Origin of the sequence: Paucibacter sp. M5-1, assembly GCF_027498415.2 — a bacterium.
Classification (GTDB): Bacteria; Pseudomonadota; Gammaproteobacteria; order Burkholderiales; family Burkholderiaceae_C; genus Roseateles_E.
The window spans coordinates 1291575-1307553 of record NZ_JAPZLM020000001.1 but is presented as its reverse complement, the minus strand read 5'-3'; the positions used below and the strand labels follow the sequence as shown (position 1 = coordinate 1307553).

The 15979-nt window shown below is 63.3% G+C and carries 19 protein-coding genes and 2 pseudogenes; 11 read left to right on the top strand and 10 right to left on the bottom strand.

The genetic code is table 11. From position 1 onward, the window contains the following. Positions 1–163: 163 nt before the first annotated feature. On the bottom strand, positions 164–589 hold the full coding sequence (locus O5M90_RS06035; RefSeq protein WP_269840357.1) for a porin: 426 nt from the start codon (positions 587–589) through the stop codon (positions 164–166). A gap of 12 nt (positions 590–601) precedes the next feature. Further along, positions 602–799 (bottom strand): hypothetical protein, encoded by a 198-nt coding sequence (locus O5M90_RS06030; protein ID WP_269840356.1) that lies wholly within the window; start codon positions 797–799, stop codon positions 602–604. On the opposite strand from O5M90_RS06030, the gene O5M90_RS06025 reads away from it, so the two are divergent. The 3 genes from O5M90_RS06025 to O5M90_RS06015 all read left to right on the top strand — a co-directional run bounded on the left by O5M90_RS06025 (position 794) and on the right by O5M90_RS06015 (position 2695). Further along, positions 794–1318 carry an enolase C-terminal domain-like protein gene (locus O5M90_RS06025; RefSeq protein WP_332909490.1) on the top strand — a complete coding sequence of 175 codons (525 nt, stop codon included), beginning with the start codon at positions 794–796 and terminating at the stop codon, positions 1316–1318. The two genes, O5M90_RS06030 and O5M90_RS06025, sit on opposite strands and share 6 nt — an antisense overlap. Further along, positions 1315–1734: an ATP-binding domain-containing protein gene (locus O5M90_RS06020; RefSeq protein WP_269840355.1), complete on the top strand. Its 420-nt coding sequence runs from the start codon at positions 1315–1317 to the stop codon at positions 1732–1734. Before O5M90_RS06025 ends, O5M90_RS06020 begins: the two co-directional genes overlap by 4 nt. A gap of 346 nt (positions 1735–2080) precedes the next feature. Beyond that, a complete protein-coding gene (locus O5M90_RS06015) occupies positions 2081–2695 on the top strand; it encodes a hypothetical protein (RefSeq protein WP_440401876.1) in 615 nt (204 codons plus the stop codon). Between the two features lie 309 nt (positions 2696–3004). Here O5M90_RS06015 and O5M90_RS06010 read toward each other — a convergent pair whose 3' ends face one another. Further along, positions 3005–3301 carry a helix-turn-helix domain-containing protein gene (locus O5M90_RS06010; RefSeq protein ID WP_269840353.1) on the bottom strand — a complete coding sequence of 99 codons (297 nt, stop codon included), beginning with the start codon at positions 3299–3301 and terminating at the stop codon, positions 3005–3007. 139 nt (positions 3302–3440) lie between these two features. On the opposite strand from O5M90_RS06010, the gene O5M90_RS06005 reads away from it, so the two are divergent. Together O5M90_RS06005 and O5M90_RS06000 are read left to right on the top strand one after the other, a co-directional pair. Next, the gene (locus tag O5M90_RS06005) at positions 3441–3926 is read left to right on the top strand and encodes an RNA polymerase sigma factor (protein WP_269840352.1); all 486 of its coding nucleotides are present in this window, start codon (positions 3441–3443) and stop codon (positions 3924–3926) included. Beyond that, complete coding sequence (locus tag O5M90_RS06000; RefSeq protein WP_269840351.1) at positions 3923–5044, top strand: FecR family protein; 1122 nt, start codon at positions 3923–3925, stop codon at positions 5042–5044. Before O5M90_RS06005 ends, O5M90_RS06000 begins: the two co-directional genes overlap by 4 nt. A 285-nt stretch (positions 5045–5329) precedes the next feature. On the opposite strand, the gene O5M90_RS05995 is transcribed toward O5M90_RS06000, so the two are convergent. Together O5M90_RS05995 and O5M90_RS05990 are read right to left on the bottom strand one after the other, a co-directional pair. Then, positions 5330–5812 carry an NUDIX hydrolase gene (locus O5M90_RS05995; RefSeq protein ID WP_440401875.1) on the bottom strand — a complete coding sequence of 161 codons (483 nt, stop codon included), beginning with the start codon at positions 5810–5812 and terminating at the stop codon, positions 5330–5332. Between the two features lie 238 nt (positions 5813–6050). After that, positions 6051–6965 (bottom strand): LysR substrate-binding domain-containing protein, encoded by a 915-nt coding sequence (locus O5M90_RS05990; protein ID WP_440401874.1) that lies wholly within the window; start codon positions 6963–6965, stop codon positions 6051–6053. Positions 6966–7049: 84 nt separating this feature from the next. On the opposite strand from O5M90_RS05990, the gene O5M90_RS05985 reads away from it, so the two are divergent. The 3 genes and pseudogenes from O5M90_RS05985 to O5M90_RS05975 all read left to right on the top strand — a co-directional run. After that, the gene (locus tag O5M90_RS05985) at positions 7050–7868 is read left to right on the top strand and encodes a virginiamycin B lyase family protein (RefSeq protein WP_269840348.1); all 819 of its coding nucleotides are present in this window, start codon (positions 7050–7052) and stop codon (positions 7866–7868) included. Further along, a complete protein-coding gene (locus O5M90_RS05980) occupies positions 7865–8263 on the top strand; it encodes a carboxymuconolactone decarboxylase family protein (protein WP_269840347.1) in 399 nt (132 codons plus the stop codon). Before O5M90_RS05985 ends, O5M90_RS05980 begins: the two co-directional genes overlap by 4 nt. Before the next feature lie 20 nt (positions 8264–8283). Beyond that, positions 8284–8631 (top strand): annotated as a pseudogene (locus O5M90_RS05975) (integrase); the annotation flags it as partial. Positions 8632–8676: 45 nt separating this feature from the next. Here the strand turns inward: O5M90_RS05975 and O5M90_RS05970 are convergent. Further along, positions 8677–8772, bottom strand: a pseudogene (locus tag O5M90_RS05970) (transposase); the annotation flags it as partial. On the opposite strand from O5M90_RS05970, the gene O5M90_RS05965 reads away from it, so the two are divergent. Further along, a complete protein-coding gene (locus O5M90_RS05965; RefSeq protein ID WP_440401872.1) occupies positions 8746–9243 on the top strand; it encodes a DUF427 domain-containing protein in 498 nt (165 codons plus the stop codon). The pseudogene O5M90_RS05970 and the gene O5M90_RS05965 overlap by 27 nt on opposite strands. 72 nt (positions 9244–9315) lie before the next feature. Here O5M90_RS05965 and O5M90_RS05960 read toward each other — a convergent pair whose 3' ends face one another. Further along, on the bottom strand, positions 9316–10026 hold the full coding sequence (locus tag O5M90_RS05960; protein ID WP_269840345.1) for a PEP-CTERM sorting domain-containing protein: 711 nt from the start codon (positions 10024–10026) through the stop codon (positions 9316–9318). Between the two features lie 429 nt (positions 10027–10455). Continuing rightward, positions 10456–11424: a C1 family peptidase gene (locus O5M90_RS05955; protein WP_269840344.1), complete on the bottom strand. Its 969-nt coding sequence runs from the start codon at positions 11422–11424 to the stop codon at positions 10456–10458. A gap of 330 nt (positions 11425–11754) precedes the next feature. On the opposite strand from O5M90_RS05955, the gene O5M90_RS05950 reads away from it, so the two are divergent. Then, complete coding sequence (locus O5M90_RS05950; RefSeq protein WP_269840343.1) at positions 11755–12114, top strand: H-NS histone family protein; 360 nt, start codon at positions 11755–11757, stop codon at positions 12112–12114. Positions 12115–12287: 173 nt separating this feature from the next. Here the strand turns inward: O5M90_RS05950 and O5M90_RS05945 are convergent, their stop codons facing one another. Next, a complete protein-coding gene (locus tag O5M90_RS05945) occupies positions 12288–13871 on the bottom strand; it encodes a methyl-accepting chemotaxis protein (protein ID WP_269840342.1) in 1584 nt (527 codons plus the stop codon). Between the two features lie 733 nt (positions 13872–14604). Between O5M90_RS05945 and O5M90_RS05940 the strand changes: the two genes are divergently transcribed. Then, on the top strand, positions 14605–15090 hold the full coding sequence (locus O5M90_RS05940) for a Crp/Fnr family transcriptional regulator (RefSeq protein ID WP_440401871.1): 486 nt from the start codon (positions 14605–14607) through the stop codon (positions 15088–15090). Here the strand turns inward: O5M90_RS05940 and O5M90_RS05935 are convergent. After that, entirely contained in the window at positions 15033–15869 is an 837-nt protein-coding gene (locus O5M90_RS05935) for a VIT1/CCC1 transporter family protein (protein ID WP_440401869.1), read from the bottom strand. The genes O5M90_RS05940 and O5M90_RS05935 overlap by 58 nt on opposite strands. Positions 15870–15979: the final 110 nt, after the last annotated feature.

Sequence of the window (15979 nt, the reverse complement as noted above, 5' to 3'; positions counted from 1 at the left end):
TCTTGGCGGCAAAGGTCGAGCTGGCATTTGACTACCTACCTAACAGCGCGGTCGGCATGTGGCCGCGCCAGCGAATGTCGCGTGCGGGTCAGCAGATGGAAAAGACGCGCCGGCCAGCAGTTTGTGAATCGCCTCTGACTTTGGGGTCGGCGCCATGGCTAGATCAGAAGTTGTGCTTGAGCCCGAAGTCCACGACGGTGCTGCGGGTCAGCGCCTTGCCGGCGACCGTGCCTTGTTGCTTGGAACTGCCCAGATCGCTGTAGACCGATGTGCGTTTGCTGAGGAAGTGCTCGTAGCCGACGCCCAGCTTGGTGGTGTTGTTATTGCCGCCCTCGGGGTCCAGCCGCGCCACAGCGAACCGGGCCAGATGGTTGCCCACCGGAATGCTGGCGGCCAGCGTCAGGTTCTTCGCGGCCCGGCCGCCCACCTCGGCGCTGGTGAAGGAGACACGGGGGCGGATGAAGCCGAAGTCATAGGCGCCGCCGATCAGTGCAACGCGGTTGTTGCTGGCCTGGCGGTCGAAGCCGGCGGCCAGATAGAGCGCACCGGCCGTGTACTCGATATTGGCGCCCACCGATTGATCGCGCACCCCTTCGCCGGCTTAAACGGCCACATTGCTGCTGAAGCCATGCAGCGTGGGCGAGCGGTAGCCGACCGAGTTGTTTGCGCGCGCATGGCCGTCGATGCGGTAGGTCGCCAGCTGATGGTTCAGGCTGGGCGAGCCCACGGTATCCCAGCCCCAGGGGTCGAGCTTGAGCGCCGGCCAGAAGATCGGCACATACTCGCGGCCTAGATACACGCTGATCTGCCCGGCTGGCGCCGGGTGCGCGACAAGCTGGCGCTACCGCTGGCCACCGGCGAGCGCCTGTCGACCCTGGCCGAGATGCTGCCCTTCATCACCGAGGGCCTGGTCGATGTGGTGCAACCCGATACCGGTCGCTTCGGTGGCCTGACCCAGATGCGCAAGCTCGCCGCCATCGCCGAAGCGCATTCGCTGCAAGTCGCCCCCCACAGCGGCTCGCTGGGCACAGCCGCGCTCGCTGCACGGGCGGTGGCGCGCGTGGCCGAAGGATTCCGGTCTGCCGCAGGACTTCCAGCCACGGCATTCCTGTGCCGGGCAGCCTGCGGCGCCGGTCTGCTCTTGGCTTCCGCGACGGCAACCGCCTACGGGAATTCGCGTCCGCTTGGGATCGCGCTGCCGACGGCCGCGCTCGAGTCCAAGCCTTCCTTGCTCTCAGCGAGGACTGCTTTCACAAGAAGACGCCCGCCGACGGCGAGGCCCCTGATCCGGAAGACGCCGTGGTTCAGCAAGCGATGAGGGACTTGATCCCGGATGTCGGCGAAGGCAACGGAGCAGAAGCCGTCGCTCAGTTGTTCTCCCTGGCTCGCAAGCGCCCGCAATGGAGGCTCTACCGCAACGAGCTCTGGCGGGACGCCGAACGGGCGGCCAACGAGGTCGCCGCAGGCCGCGTTGAAACGATGGCGGCGGCCACTCTCAGCGTCCGCCAGCGCGCGAGCAACTCGGGCCGAAAGATGCCCAAGCGCACCGTCTCAACGCCGCTCCTCTTGAAAGGGCTGGAATTCGACCATGTCGTCATCCCCGACGCGCCCCACTTCGGCAAGGAGCGAAAAGCCCAAGCGAAGCTCTTCTACGTCGCGATTTCCAGAGCCACGCGAACGCTGACGATCGCGTCGTCACAGCGGTTCGTCCAGTTCAACGCGCCGGATTTGTGATCGGCCTACTTGTGGGCAATCGACGGGGTCAGCCTTCAATCGAAGCTTGCGAGGGTCTATGTACTTAGGAATCTGCAACAACACGGGGCTGGTCTACGAAGGCTTGGGCACTGCGGACATTCCATCGGTTCCGACCCCGAGCATCACCCAAGCGAAGCTGATCGCTGCCGAGGCGGACTGGCAGGACTTGCCAAGGGGCCTGGCCGTTGACCCTCTAAGGTGGATCTTTCGCGAGGATTCATTCGACCCGGTCACTCGGACTCGCCGGGGCCGACTCTATGTGCCGCAGCCTGGGCAGGGACAGCCGAACCAACAGCGAGTAGGGCCGCACCCATACGAAGACCCGATGATGAGTCAGGTCGGCGCGGGAGGGCGGGTTGCCAAGACGCTCTACACCTTTTCGGCGTGCCACCCTCTGTTGAACATGGCCAATAAGGGCGAGGGCATGACACTCGCCCTTGGCGAATCGAGAGCCGTTTCTCCTTGGCGGATCATCCAGACTGAAGTACTGGCCAATGGGGCCGTGATGGACACGCTCAAATCACTCTCTGCCTTCGCGATCATTCCGGCAGTGGACTATGGGCAAGTCGCGCCGGAACATCGCCCAGCGGTAGGCGAGGCAATTGAGCGCGTCCTCAACTCCGCGTTCCGCGAGACGCCGACGTCCGTGGTGGACCATTGCCGAGCCGCGCTCACCATCTTGCTGTCCAGATGGCTCGTCCAGTCGGGGCACGAGCGCGATACCGTATTCGGCGTAGACCTGGGCGACTTGGCCAAGAAAGTTGAAAAGCTTGAGCTCTACTGCGTGGCAAAGTCCGCCCAAATCGTTGCCCTTCTTCACAACCGGGGTAAGCCAAACGTGCAGCACGCAAAGGGGGCCAGACCGCCCGAGACCGGTGATGATGAACTGGCTCTGCAAGCGATCGGCCTGGTCCTGAGGGAGTTCGGTTGGGCCGCGTAAACGGGCGCTCTTCACCATCAACCCCCAAAGGCGAGCCGCACTGTTGACGGTTCGCCCCGAGCAGCCTCGGTCGAAAACGCCAGGTCGCAGCCGCCAAGAGCGGTTGATCAAGGCGGACCGCAGCCGAACGGCGGCCGACTGGCGCATGTCGAAGGTGAACCAGCCGTTCGCGGAATCCTGGATTCAAGGACGGCTTTCAGCGGATGCTGTCACTCGGGGCCGGTGTGCGAATGACTCAGATCAGCCTTGAGTGGTCGTCGGACTCACATCCGAACTCAATGTGACCGGCCTCGGTCAATTGCATGATGCCTATGGTTCACGCCATTCCGGGGACAAACGGGCCTCCGTCTCGAGCATGAGTTCCGCAGAGCTGCGACCCAACGCTCCCGCGATCTTGAGAATCATTGCCAACGTAGGCATGTGCTCGCCGCGTTCGATTTTCCCCATATGTGATCGTTCTACGCCGGCCAACAGTGCCAACTCTTCCTGAGCGATTCCATCCGTCATACGTGCGGCTCGAACCGCCGCGCCAAACGCGCGCGCCGGCCCCTCCTCGAATGTTGTTGCGCCGACCGGCCTTCCTCGCTGAATAACACGCTTCTGCATAGCCGTCAGCGTCGGCTTCAAAATCAATCTAAACCACGTTATAGTTAACTCATGACAGGGCCCTATCAAGCCTGACCGTAGCTGCTGCGGCGGGCCTCCCAGAGCGTTTGGCTTCTAACAACATGGAAGGGAGCTCACCATGAAGAAGCATCTACCTCCGGTCTTCTCTCGCATCCGAGACGCCCTGCGGCGGCGTGGCAGCTCGACTCAGGACGCCGAAGACATCGTCCAGGAAGCCTGGGTGCGGCTGGCCCGCTACGAGCGTGGGCAGGTTGTCGAGAATTCGGATGCCTTCCTGATGCAGACCGCGCTGAACTTGGCGATCGATGAACACCGGGGCCGTGTCACCCATGGCGAGCAGGTCGTGTTCGAAGAGGTGATCCTGGTCGACGATTCGCCGCCCGTCGAGGCCGTGGTGCTGGGGCGTGAACGCCTGGCACGGCTGCACTACTGCTTGGGGCGCCTGACCGAGAAGAGCCGGGACATCTTCCTGGCCCACCGCCTGGACGGGCTGACCTACCGGGAGATCGCCGATCAACACGGCCTGAGCATCAGCACGGTGGAGAAGCACATCGCCAAGGCTACGATGCAGCTCATCACCGGGATGCAGGACTGGCGAACGTGACTGGCGAAGAGGGGCGGGACGGGCAGGGGGACGGGCAGCAGGAAGGGCAGGGGGCCGAGCCCGTCGTGACGCGAGAGATCGCGGCCGAGGCGGCGGTCTGGATCGCCCGGCTGCACGGGCCGGATCGATCCAACCACATGGAACGCGAATGCCGAGCCTGGCAGGCGCGCTCGGCGGTGCATCGGCTGGCGTTCGAGCGTGGGACGGATCTGTGGATGGAGGCGGCGGGGGTCGACCGGGCCGCTGTGGCTCAGGCAACGGCTGCCAGCCGACCTGAGGGCCGAGGCGGGGAAGGGCAGGGCGCCAGCCCCGCGAATGCCGGCACCAGGGTGTGGGGTTGGCCGCGCCCCTGGGCGCTCGCCCCGTCGCTCACAGCGACGGTCGTCGTGGTCGGTGTGCTGGTGGGCCAGCCCTGGCGCGACATCGACCGCTATGACACCGGCATCGGCGAGCAGCGCCTGGTGATCCTGAAGGACGGCACCCGAATGTCGCTGAACACCTCGACCCGGGTGAAGGTGGAACTCGACCAAACCAAGCGCCGTGTGCGCGTGGAAGGCGGAGAGGCGTTCTTCGAGGTCGCCAAGGATGCAAGCCGGCCTTTTGTCGTGGAGGCCGCCGATGCTGCCGTCACAGCCACAGGAACGGCCTTTCTCGTGCGGATCGTTCCTTCGGACGCTGGTGTGCCCGAAGCGCTGGATGTCACGCTGGTCGAGGGGCAGGTGATCGTGGAGGGCAGCGGCAGCAGAAAAGCTGCGCCCGCGATTGCGCAACCTATCGTGATGGCGGCCGGTGACCGGCTGAGGGTCCGCAGCGATCAAGGGGGCCATCGATCACCGCTACCGGCTGCGGCGCCTGCGCTCGACCGGCCTCGCATGGACCAGTTGCTCGCCTGGCGGCGAGGGGAGGCAGTGTTTGCAGACCTCTCGCTGCTGGAGGCGGTGACCGAGATGAACCGCTACAGCTCAACGCCGATTGTGCTGGCCGCCGGTCTGTCGGATCTGCGGGTCAGCGGTCAGTACAAGACCGGCGATAGCGAAGGCTTTGCGCGCGCGGTGGCGGAGTTGCACGGCCTGGCGGTCAAGGCGCATGCCGGGCGGATTGAGCTGGGTCGGCAGTAATGAGCTGGTAGCGAGCGGGGTGAGGGCCAGGCCAGCCACTTCGGCGCTCCGGCATCAAGCTGAGCCGGTGGGAAGGATCGCATCGCGGCATGTGTTTGCCGATAGTCGCTGGCGGGCTCGCCCATGTTGCTGGGTACCAAGCAGTCGTGGGCCCAGCCGCCTGACAGTGGTGTCACCGCCCGATGCGAGAGTCATTGAGGCCGTAGGCCTCGCGCGCGCGGCCCCCAGTCGCGCCACCGGCAGGTTCTCTACAGCTCGGGGGGGCGGTATCGACCCGTTGCGGTCCTAAGCTTGTTTGGATTCAGCGCCCCAAACCTGCCGTTCGATGGAGGGGCTATGCCCCACGGTGGCAGACGAAAGAGTTTCCTCGACCGCCGACAAGCACTCCCGGTTTTGACCGAACTCGAGCAGCGATATGGCTTCTTCCGCTAGGCACCATTTGAACGCCTGGTGCTCGGCGGAGAGACGAGGCAAGCTGCCACCGGGAACAAAGGCGTAGAAGACGCGCTCCTCCACCTGAACAGGATCCGGGCCATAGGAGGACCGCCACTCCGGTCGGATTGGAAAGTAATGGGTGTAGCCCGCACTGAAGACTTGCTCGATCAAGAAGCTTGTTTCCTCACGCACCTCTCGGACTGCTGCCTCTTCAAATGACTCACCCGACTCCAACGCCCCAGTGACGCCTTGCCAGAACGCGGGCAGAGCAAGCTGAGGCATGGCGACGCGCTGCAGCAGCAAGTACGCTCGCCGTTCATCGATTTGACTCACGAGGAAGACCTGCACGGATTCGGGACGCCTCGGCAGTGCTCTATGGCGCATAGCTGTGTTGGATGCGGATCATTGACGATATCTGCCCAACATTTGAGCATGTGTCATGAGAGAAGGCCGGCAATGCTTACCCGGAAGCCGATGCCAACCAGCTCCCGCTACTGGCCGCGAATGGGCGAAGACCAACTGTGCTTGGATGTCCTTGGATGAATTTCAAGTGTTTCCACCCTCTACGGCCCTACTTGGACCTCTGCGCCTTGATCTCGCGCACCGGGCTGATTCCGATGCTCGAGATCAAGAGTTCACGCAGGTCTTCCCTGTCTCGAAGAGTCGCTAGTCCAATGCCGACGGCCAGTTCCTCGCCCTCGACCAGAGTCCGATAGGAGACACCGGCTCGCCGCAGTCCTGCAAACGATTTTGGCAGTAAGGCAATGCCACGCCCGCCCGCCACATCGGCAAGCAATACATGATGGTCTGTAGGCTCTTTAATCTTTCGCGGCGCAAATCCGTGACGACCGAAAACCCGCTGACAGTGGTCGTAGAACGCAGGCTGGCGCGCACGCTCGAACCAGAAGATGACCTCCGCGGCGAGGTCAGCGAGTCGCACCGTGCGACGCCGGGCCAGGCGGTGGGACGATGGCATAGCCACGATCATCGGCAAGCGGTCGAGTTCCATCACGTCAAGATCAGAAGCCTCGGTGGGTAATGCGATGAACGCTGCGGCCAATCGACCTGCGCGCAATTGGCGCACGAGTCTGGGGGAAGTGTCGACAACCACCGATACGGCCGTTTCGGGATGCCTTGCCTGGATCCGTTCCGCGAGTCCACCAAACCAAGCCGGTTCGGCAGCGTTCGTCAGGCCGAACCTCAAACTCTGCGGCATGCCCTCATTCGCGAGACTGGCCTCGGCCTCTCTCAGCAATCTCCCGATGTTGCGAGCGTAGGGCAGCAGTTTGCGGGCCGCGTCGGTGAGGCTCACGCCCCGAGTACTGCGGTCGAACAGGCGTACACCCAGCCGCTCCTCGAGTTCACGAATTGCGCGGCTCAACGGGGGTTGCGACAAATGCAGCGTCTCGGCGGCCTGCCGAAAGCTCAAAGTGTCGGCTACAGCCAAGAAGAGGGCGAGCGAGCGGGAATCCAAGCGAGACGACATACCGAAAAGGTATCACGAAATTGGTCGTTTCAACGCTCACCAGCAGTCCCTACAGTGGCCTACATCGCAATCCAGGAGCCACTCATGACCCTTAGATACATCATCGCTGCGGGCAGCCTCGCAGCCATCTGCTCCGGTCCAACCTTTGCCGCAGAGCCGGCCAAGCTACGCGGCGAAGGCTCCGTCTCGGGAACATTCTCTTCACCGACGGGACTTGCGTACGACTCTGGCGGCGGCTTGTACGTCACGGAGTGGTCGGCCAACAGGGTGAGCCACATCGATTCGAACGGGGTCACGCGCCTTGTGACTGACAAGGTTCGCTCGCCTTCTGGAATTGTGGTGGGGCCCGACGAAACCGTCTACGTGGCGTCGTACTCGGAAGGGGTGGTGCACCGCCTTCGCTCAGACGGAGTGCCCGAAGAGTTCGTGAGCAACCTGCGCACGCCAGCGGGTCTGTCCATCGGCAGGGACGGCAGTTTGCTGATCGCCGACCGCGGTCTCAATCAGATCTTGCGGGCAGACGCGTCAGGTTCTAAGCAGGTGCTGGCGCAGGGGCTGCCAACTCCCGTCGGTGTCGTCGAGTTCGCTGATGGCACGCTGGTCATCTCCAACTTCGCCGGTGGCGTGGTTGAAGTTCGAGCTGACGGCGTGCAGCGAGAATTGACGAAGCGTCTCGGAGCGCCTGCGGTAGGCATCGTGGCCGATGGCTCCGACGCGGTGCTGGTGCCGGACTACTCAGGCACATCGGTCTGGCGGATCACGCGCAGCGGTGGCGCCACCGTGCTCATTCAAGACCTTCAAAGTCCCGTCGCCATGGCTCGGTCAAAAAGCGGCTCGGAGCTTGCTGTTGGGAACTGGGGCGATGGCAGTGTGCGTCGATATCGCTATGGAGCCGCACGATGAGCGCCAGCCGCTACGAACGCGGCGCCTCCATGCTGGCTGCCGTAGACGGCCCTGCAGGCCTGGCGGTGGTGGAGGGATTGGCGCAGTCCTTTCCCGATTTCGCGCGCTACTTGCTTGAGTTTCCGTTCGGTGACATCTATGCGCGCAAGGGGCTGGGCTTGCGCGAACGCGAAATCGCCACTCTGGCGGCACTGTGTGCTCTCGGTCACGCGCTGCCTCAACTTCGGGTGCACGTACACGCAGCTCTCCATGTCGGTTGCTCGCCGAGCGAGATCGTCGAAGTAGTGATGCAAATGGCTGTTTACGCGGGTTTTCCGGCTGCACTCAATGGCTTGGCGGTTGTGCGAGAAGTCTTCGCAGAGTCGGGTATTTCGCTGCCCCTGGGGTCCGACTAGCGGTGCTTGGAATGAGGGGCACCGCCACTGCCGAGGACTTGCGCCGCTTCCAGATGTATCTGGTGGACTAGGGCACCTCTCCGATCACCATCAACGCCACGACCTGCGGCCTGAAGTTCTTCTTCGGCATCACCCTGGGTCGCAGCGATGCATCATGATGCCGACCGTGCAACTGCCGCCGAAGCTGCCCGTCGGGCTGAGCCGCGATTCAAGGGTCGCAAAGATCGCTACGCGATGATGTCGCCCCTCCTGCTGGAGCGTCTGCGCGCGTGGTGGCGCCTGGCCAACGCGCAGGGCAAATGCTGCCGGGCAGTTGGCTGTTTCCGGGCATGAACCCGACGAACCCGCTGACCGCACGCCAGCTCAGCAGCGTGCGTTTTTGCTCGTAGGCCTTAGAACCATCGCTGATGGGCACCGCCGCTGGAGTGCTGTCGCGGGGCTATGCCCAGCCAGGCCGCGAACTGGCGGCCGTTGTCGAAGAGGTGGCGCGCACGCGCGGTGCTTGGGCCGTGCGAGAGGCGACACACCCACCCAGTTGCTACTTGCCCCTGGCCGACGTTCATCGTGGGCTGCTGCGGCCCGCCGGCGGTGGTTCGTTTTGTGAGTGGAAGGGGCCGGCGCGCTACTGGGATCTGGTCAACGGGTCAGACCGCCTCCTGGGGCATCATCCCACTGACGGTAAGGCCTGCGGCCACATCGCCCCCCCGATCATCCGCCACGCCCGAAGCCTGGCCGCATGGCGCTGTGCGCTACCGCCGAGCCAAGGGCAGCATGTCTTGGCTTTTGTGGCCGGTGCTGCCTACTGTGCCCATCTGGAGGGTAAGCAGCAATTTCCGGCCGATGACAGCGATGCCCGGCTTTGGTCCGCCGATGAGCCCGCCCCCGGATACCGGAGAGCGGTCATGGACGTGCCGGGCGGCGCTGCCGTTCATGCCGTGCAATCTGGATCGGGACCGAGTGCCAGAACTTTGGCTTGCTAGAGATCGATGCCACGGAGCTGCGCGGCCAATGGTTTCGTGTCGGGCAGCCTGCGGCACTGGCCCCTGTCACCATCAATCGCAGCAACTGGCAATTGCAGCCCTAGCGCCTGAATCTCCCGCAGGGCGATACGGTTCCGGCCTGCCTGCCGAGGATCGCCGCCCGGCGGCCAGCAGTACGGCCAAGAATCCAAGCGCCATCAGCGCGAATGTAGCGGGCTCTGGAATCGGCGCTGATACGTCGGCGGTGAAGCCGATATTCTGGAAATCGACCTGGCGGTTGCTGCCGCTCAAAAAGGCGGTTACGTAGCGCACATTCAGCGGCGCGGCCAGGGTCAGATTCTGAGCGCGGATGCCGGGATTGGTGCCGAGCTCCGGCTCCACTGACAGTGCGCCGACTTGGACATTGGCCCCGCTGTAGAAGGTGAAGCTGACCGTGTCGACATCGAAGTTCTCAGACGTGTAATTCCAAAAATGCAGCACGCTGATGTCGTACTCGATTTGAAAGTCGAAGCGCAGTTCGAGCCCACCGCCGAGCGCGTCGGCGGTGAACCAGATGTGCGTCTGCTGGTCGTGGAATTCCTCGGCGGAAGCGGATGGGGCATCGATCACCTTGGTGATGGTCGCGCCGTTGTTGAAGGTGTTGTTGAAGTCGCCCGGAGAGGTGCCAGCGCCAACGGCGACGGTGATATTGCTGCTGTTTAGGTAGGTCGCCGCAACGGCTGGGCCGGCGGCGGCTGCGACTCCTGCCAGTGCGAACGAGACGATCCAGGGGCTCAATCTCATGATGCATTCACTCCTGCTGCAGGAATTTCGACGGATGGAGTGCGTACAGTGGCGGTTCACCGTGACGGCGTCAAGGGCCCGGCACATCGTGCTGTCCCCTGGTTCACTGACAAGCGGGCAGGGTATGTCTGCAACTAGCAGGTGTGAAGGTGTCGTGGCTGCGGCCTGACTTCGAATCGATGTGCCACCAATCGTCATTGATCGAAATGCCCTGCGCCAGCAAAAGGCTGGGAGCCGAATTCCATCCGTGACTGCTTTGGCGCAGCTTGTGCGTTCGCGCTTCGTGGCTGACAACCTGCTGCCGTCAGCGGCGAACGGTCGCTGCAGAGTCGAACCAGCACTTCAGATGAACATGGCCACGGGGACTCGTGTGAGGTCCCTTTCGTTGCCCGCAACTCCGGGTCAGCGGTGCTGCCGCGTCACGAACGCTCAAGGCAGCAGTACATACGCCTCCGTCAAGATCTGCTTTAGATCCGTGTCCTTGATTCGGCCGAATCCCTGGTCTGCCCACTGGGAACCCCAGTGGTTGGCGAAACGAAACTCAGCTGTAGCCGCCTCGTAGCCGACGATTGCGAGGCACGATCCGCCGGTCGGCTCAAGCGGGAGTTTGATTGTGATGAGCCCCTTTGGGCCCGGCGTGTCAAACGCCGACGTCATGCTTACGCACAGCGGAACCACATTGCCCTGGCGAAGCTCTTTCAGAATGTCGGCGACGGCCGCAAGGCGTCGGGCCCTCACTTTAAACAGCGGCTTGGCAGCGGCGCTCGTAGGTTTCTTCGCCCCATACGGCCAGTCTGCTTCGCTGTAGACGCCGACTTTGGCGATCGCCTTTATGCCCCCACTCAAGGAGCTTCCGTCATAGTCCGTTCCTGGCCATTCGTCGTACTCCTTGGACAGGCTATAGATGCCCTGCGCGGAGATTGCTGTCGTCGTTTCGCCCAGCTTTCCTGCCGCAGCCTGTACCGCGTACTTCAGCACGAATCCGACTGTCGCCCCCTCGGGTCCTGAGTCGGCGATGGGGCCAATGCTGGCCGATAAATCGATGACTTCATGCGAAGCCTTTGCTTCCGCAGCGGCTACTTCCGATGCCCGGTATTGCGGCGGCAATACCTTCTTGCCCATTGCCACTTTCACGCCACCAGGCAGTTCCACTTGGCCGCTCTCGGCGTCTGCGAAGCGTTGCATCACGGTCGTGATCGGCTGGCGGAGGGCCAGCACCATGAGCAGGACAACGACCGGCCAGGACAGCACAAGCGGCAGCAATACCTTGACCCACTCCAGTATGTGGCTGCTGATCAAGAAGCGGTCCGTCCCGCTCGGCTGGTTCGCAGCATCAGCTTTGGCAGGCTCGGTACCATCCTTGTGCCTTCGTGAGAACAGCCTCTTGGGAATGACCATCACGTCGCCTCCTCGTCCGGTGCAGGCATTGACCCCACGAGGGGACCAGCACGCCAACGGCGCGGTTCTCAATCTTCAGTCAAGAGTTGCATACCCACTTCGAGCTGTGGTCCCCAATATTGAGGAGCCATAGGCCGCACTTGGTGTCCGGACCAGTGGCAAGCGCGAGTTGAGATCTTGCAAGATGGTCTGCGATGCAGTTTGCGTCAGCGTTTTACCTTGCCGGACCGGCTCAGCCATCAAGTGTCCTGGGCTCGGGCAGCTCGTTCAAAGCACTGCGCAGCAGCGTACTATTGCGCGCCGCTGCCCGGCGGTGCCATTGAGAGATGCATGACGGAAGTTGATGTTGGAAGGCTGTCCTACGCAGAACTGCTTGCTCTGCGGGCGAAGCTGGATCGAGAGATAGAGGACAAGCGCGGCGAGGAGCTGAAAGTCCTGGCAGATGGGTTTGCCAAGAAGGTACAAGCGGCCGGATTCTCGGTGGCGGAAGCGATGGGCGCTCTGCGGCCCTATGTGGGTCCGGCCATTCCTGGCAATCGCGCTGCGAGGAATGGCTCATTGCAAGTTCTCTACCGAGATCCGGCGAACCCGGAAAACACCTGGAGTGGCCGGGGGCGGGCGGCGAGATGGCTGGCCGACTATGAAGCCAAGGGTCATCATCGGAACGAGTTCAGGGTGGGCAGCTTTTGAGGGATCGGACTGGAAGCCGTTCTCCGGGCATGAGCAGGGCGGTGCCCCCAGCGCCGCAGATCCCGGCAAGCGGCCCCGCCAGCTAGACCGGCGAGGTTGCGCCGGCAGGGGCGGTGGCGGGACCGCCGCTGCGCATCCGGCCGGTGAATGCATGCCGCCGGCTGGATGACGCCTTATCGAGCGGTCTCTTGCTGATCCTGCCGGAAGACGCGCACCACCTCGGCCAACCGGCTGGCCTGCTGCTTGAGACTTTCGGCGGCTGCCGCGCTTTGTTCGACGAGGGCTGCATTTTGCTGCGTGCTGCGGTCCAGCTCGGTGACAGCCCCGCTGACTCTGCCGATGCCGTCGGTCTGCTCCTGCGTCGAGGCACCGATTTCGTTGATCAGGTCCGATACGTTCCGAACTTGGCTGACGATGTCATCCATGGTGGCGCCGGCATCACTGACGAGCCGAGTGCCAGCCTCGACCTTGACGACGCTGGCGCCAATCAGCGTTTTGATCTCCTTGGCGGCCTCCGCGCTGCGCTGGGCCAAGCTGCGCACCTCGGAGGCGACGACGGCGAAGCCTCGTCCTTGCTCACCAGCCCGGGCCGCTTCAACGGCGGCGTTGAGGGCCAGGATGTTGGTCTGGAAGGCAATCCCATCGATGACGCCGATGATGTCGGCGATCTTCTTCGAGCTGGCGCTGATGTCGTCCATGGTCGCCACGACCTGGCCCACCACCTGACCCCCCTTGGCCGCAGCAGCGCTGGCGGACGCGGCGAGTTGCGTCGCCTGCCGTGCGGTGTCGGCGTTTTGCTTGACTGCGACGTTCATCTCGCTCATCGAGGAGGCGGTTTGTTGCAGGCTTGCCGCCTGCTGCTCGGTCCGGTTGGACAAATCGGCATTGCCTGTCGCGATCTCTGCGGACCCGGTGGCGATGGAGTCGGAGGCTTGCCGAACCTGGGCAACGATGCCGGCCAGGCTCTCACGCATCCCGCCCAAAGAGGCAAGCACGCTGTCGGCGGGGGCTTGCAAGACTCCCGGTACTGGGCCGAGATCGCCCCCGGCCACGCGCCGTGCCGCGTCTCCCAGGGCTCGGGGCTCAGCGCCCAACTGTCTCACAATGCTCCGTGAGATCGTCCAGGCCAGCGCCACTCCGCACAACAGCGACAGGACCAGTGCTGTCAGCATCACGGTCAGGAAGCCGTCGGCCTGGTCCAGCGCGATCTTGTTCTGCGTTTGGATACGGCTTTCTTCGTAGTCGATCAGCTGATTGACCGCAGCCAGCCACTGCACGTATTGGGGTTTCGCCTCTGACCAGAGCAAGCTCTGCGCGCCGGCGGTGTCACCAGAATCCACCAGTTTGACGATGGACTGTGTGGTCGCTACGGCCTTGGCCTCGATGTCCTTGATCGCGGCATACAGCTTGTCAAGCTCCTGCTTGTCTTCGCTCTTGGCGACGAGGGCCTCCAAGGGCTTGGCGGATTCCGCATAGAACTTGGCCAGCGCGTCAATGGCTGCCACCTCTTTTTGCCGTTCGGCGGGGTCGGAACCCAGCACCACATCGCGTACCGCGATGGCCCGGTCGTGCGCCGAACCCCGGAAATTGATTGCGAAACGCTGGATGGGTGCATGCACATCGCTGTTGGCATGCAAGGCCACGGTGATCGCGTTCACCTTGACCAAGGCCACCGTCGCGACGATCACCAGGATTAAAAGCACCAGTCCAAACCCGAGGTTGAGGCGCTTGCCCACCGTCATTTGGTCGAATTTCATAGAAATAGCCTCATATCCAGTTGTCCTGGGACCACGAAGTCGCAAGATGGCGATCGATCGCAACAGGTTGAGACAAAGAAGAACCAACGCCGTCCAGTTGTTGTCAATTGTTTGTCTAGGACAAATGTAGCAGTCAGCCTACGAATGCGACGGGTCTCGGCGGCGCGCGGGCGGTGATTTGCGTGGGTTATTGCGCGTAAACGGTAGGAAAGTCGCGGGTGGGCAAGGAGGGACCCGAGACTGTCATGTGCATGCGCGTTGCCGGGGTGGCAGGCGAAGAGGCTGGGGCAGGCGGGCTCACGGCCGCCTTCAGGAATGCCTGCGATGTAGACGCTCGCGCTGGCGCCGATTGGCGGGGTGTTCAAGATGGACGACAACGTCGGCTTCGCGCGAGCTGTGGCTGCCTGGCATGGGTTGGCCGTGCGTGAGCGCTTAGATAGGCTGGAGCTGGAGGCTCGGTAGGCGGGCTCGAGCTGCGGCAAAGCTGGCGGTGTGGTTTGTCGCGAGAAACCGAGATGGCGGCGGGATTTTGCTGCTCAAGAAGAGGTGCGCTTGAGCCAGGCAGGGTTACGGTCTGCTCCAGGATTGGCGATGAGCGTGACCGGGCCTGAGCCGCTCGTGTCGCGCGAGTGGATGTCGTACTCGCTGCCGACACGACCCACGAAGGCAATGCGCTGGCCGTCCGGCGAACGATGGTGGCTCGGCCGAGATTGCTCTCGTGGGCAACGACGGCATGCTGGGCATCACCGTCTTCATGGGTGGCAACTCGACAACCATCCGAGCGGTCGTGCAAAGTGCGGGCATGAACTACCGCCTCCCGGCTAGCGAACTGGCGGCGCAGGTTGCTCGTGGCGGCGAAGCGCTGCGGCCGGTGCCCCTGTACACGCAATCGCTCGTGACGCAGATGACCCAGACCGCGGCCTGCATTCGGCATCACACGCTGAACCAGCAATTCAGCCGCTGGCTTCTGATGAGCTTTGATCGCCTCATCGGCACCGAGATGGTGATGACACAGAAGCTCATCTCGAAGATGCTCGGCGTGAAGAGTGAAGAGGTCACGGCTGTGGCAACAGCGCTGGGTGCCAGCGGGGCCATCGACTATCGAGAAGGGCGAATCCAGCTCGTGGATCGCGCGGCGCTGAAGAAGACCAGCTGCGAGTGCTACCAGGTGGTCAAGCGCGAATGCGATCGGCTCGACTCAAGCAGAAGTTCGCGCTGAACCGCAAGATCGCCTGCGGTATGCAGCGGCCTTTGAACGGTTGAGGCGACCGCACCGAACAAGGCTCCCGCGCCTGCAGTGATTGCCATGGCCAGTACACCCCAGAAGGTGACCCGCCACGCTCCCCTCAGCACTCCGGCACCGCCGGCCTTGGCGGCCACGCCGCCCAGCGCAGCCAGAAAGACGATGGATGTGGCGGCAACCCAATAGATCAGCGACTGCGCGGGGGCCATGAAGGTGACCGCGAGCGGCAGTGCGGCCCCCACGGCAAAGCTCCCGGCCGAAGCCAGCGCGGCTTGCACGGGTCGCGCGCTGAGCGCATTGGAGATTCCGAGCTCGTCGCGGGCATGGGCGCCCAAGGTGTCATGCGCCATCAACTGCTCGGCAACCTCTTCCGCCAGTGCGGGGTCGAGTCCGCGGGCGCGATAGATCTCCGCCAGCTCGCGACGCTCTGCTGCAGGGGCTGCCTTGAGCTCGGCCTGTTCGCGTGACAGGTCAGCCTTTTCGGTATCCGATTGAGAATGGACCGAGACATATTCGCCCGCCGCCATTGACATGGCCCCAGCCACCAGGCCTGCCACACCCGTCAACAGGACGTTGCTCTGGGTGGTGCTCGCTGCAGCCACGCCGACCAACAGGCTTCCCGTTGAGACGATGCCGTCGTTGGCTCCCAGCACGGCGGCGCGCAGCCAGCCAATCCGGTCGGTGCGGTGTTGCTCTGCGTGTCGGCGCGATGGTTTCATGTTGTGCTTTCCTGGCTGTGCGGACCATTTGCTCATGGTTACGCATGTGTGTTTTTCATGGACAGTGGGTCTGCGCCGGAGTCGCGCATCCGTGCCGAATGTTTCCGGAACCCGTCGAGGCTTGAGTCTGTTCGTTCTCAGACGAA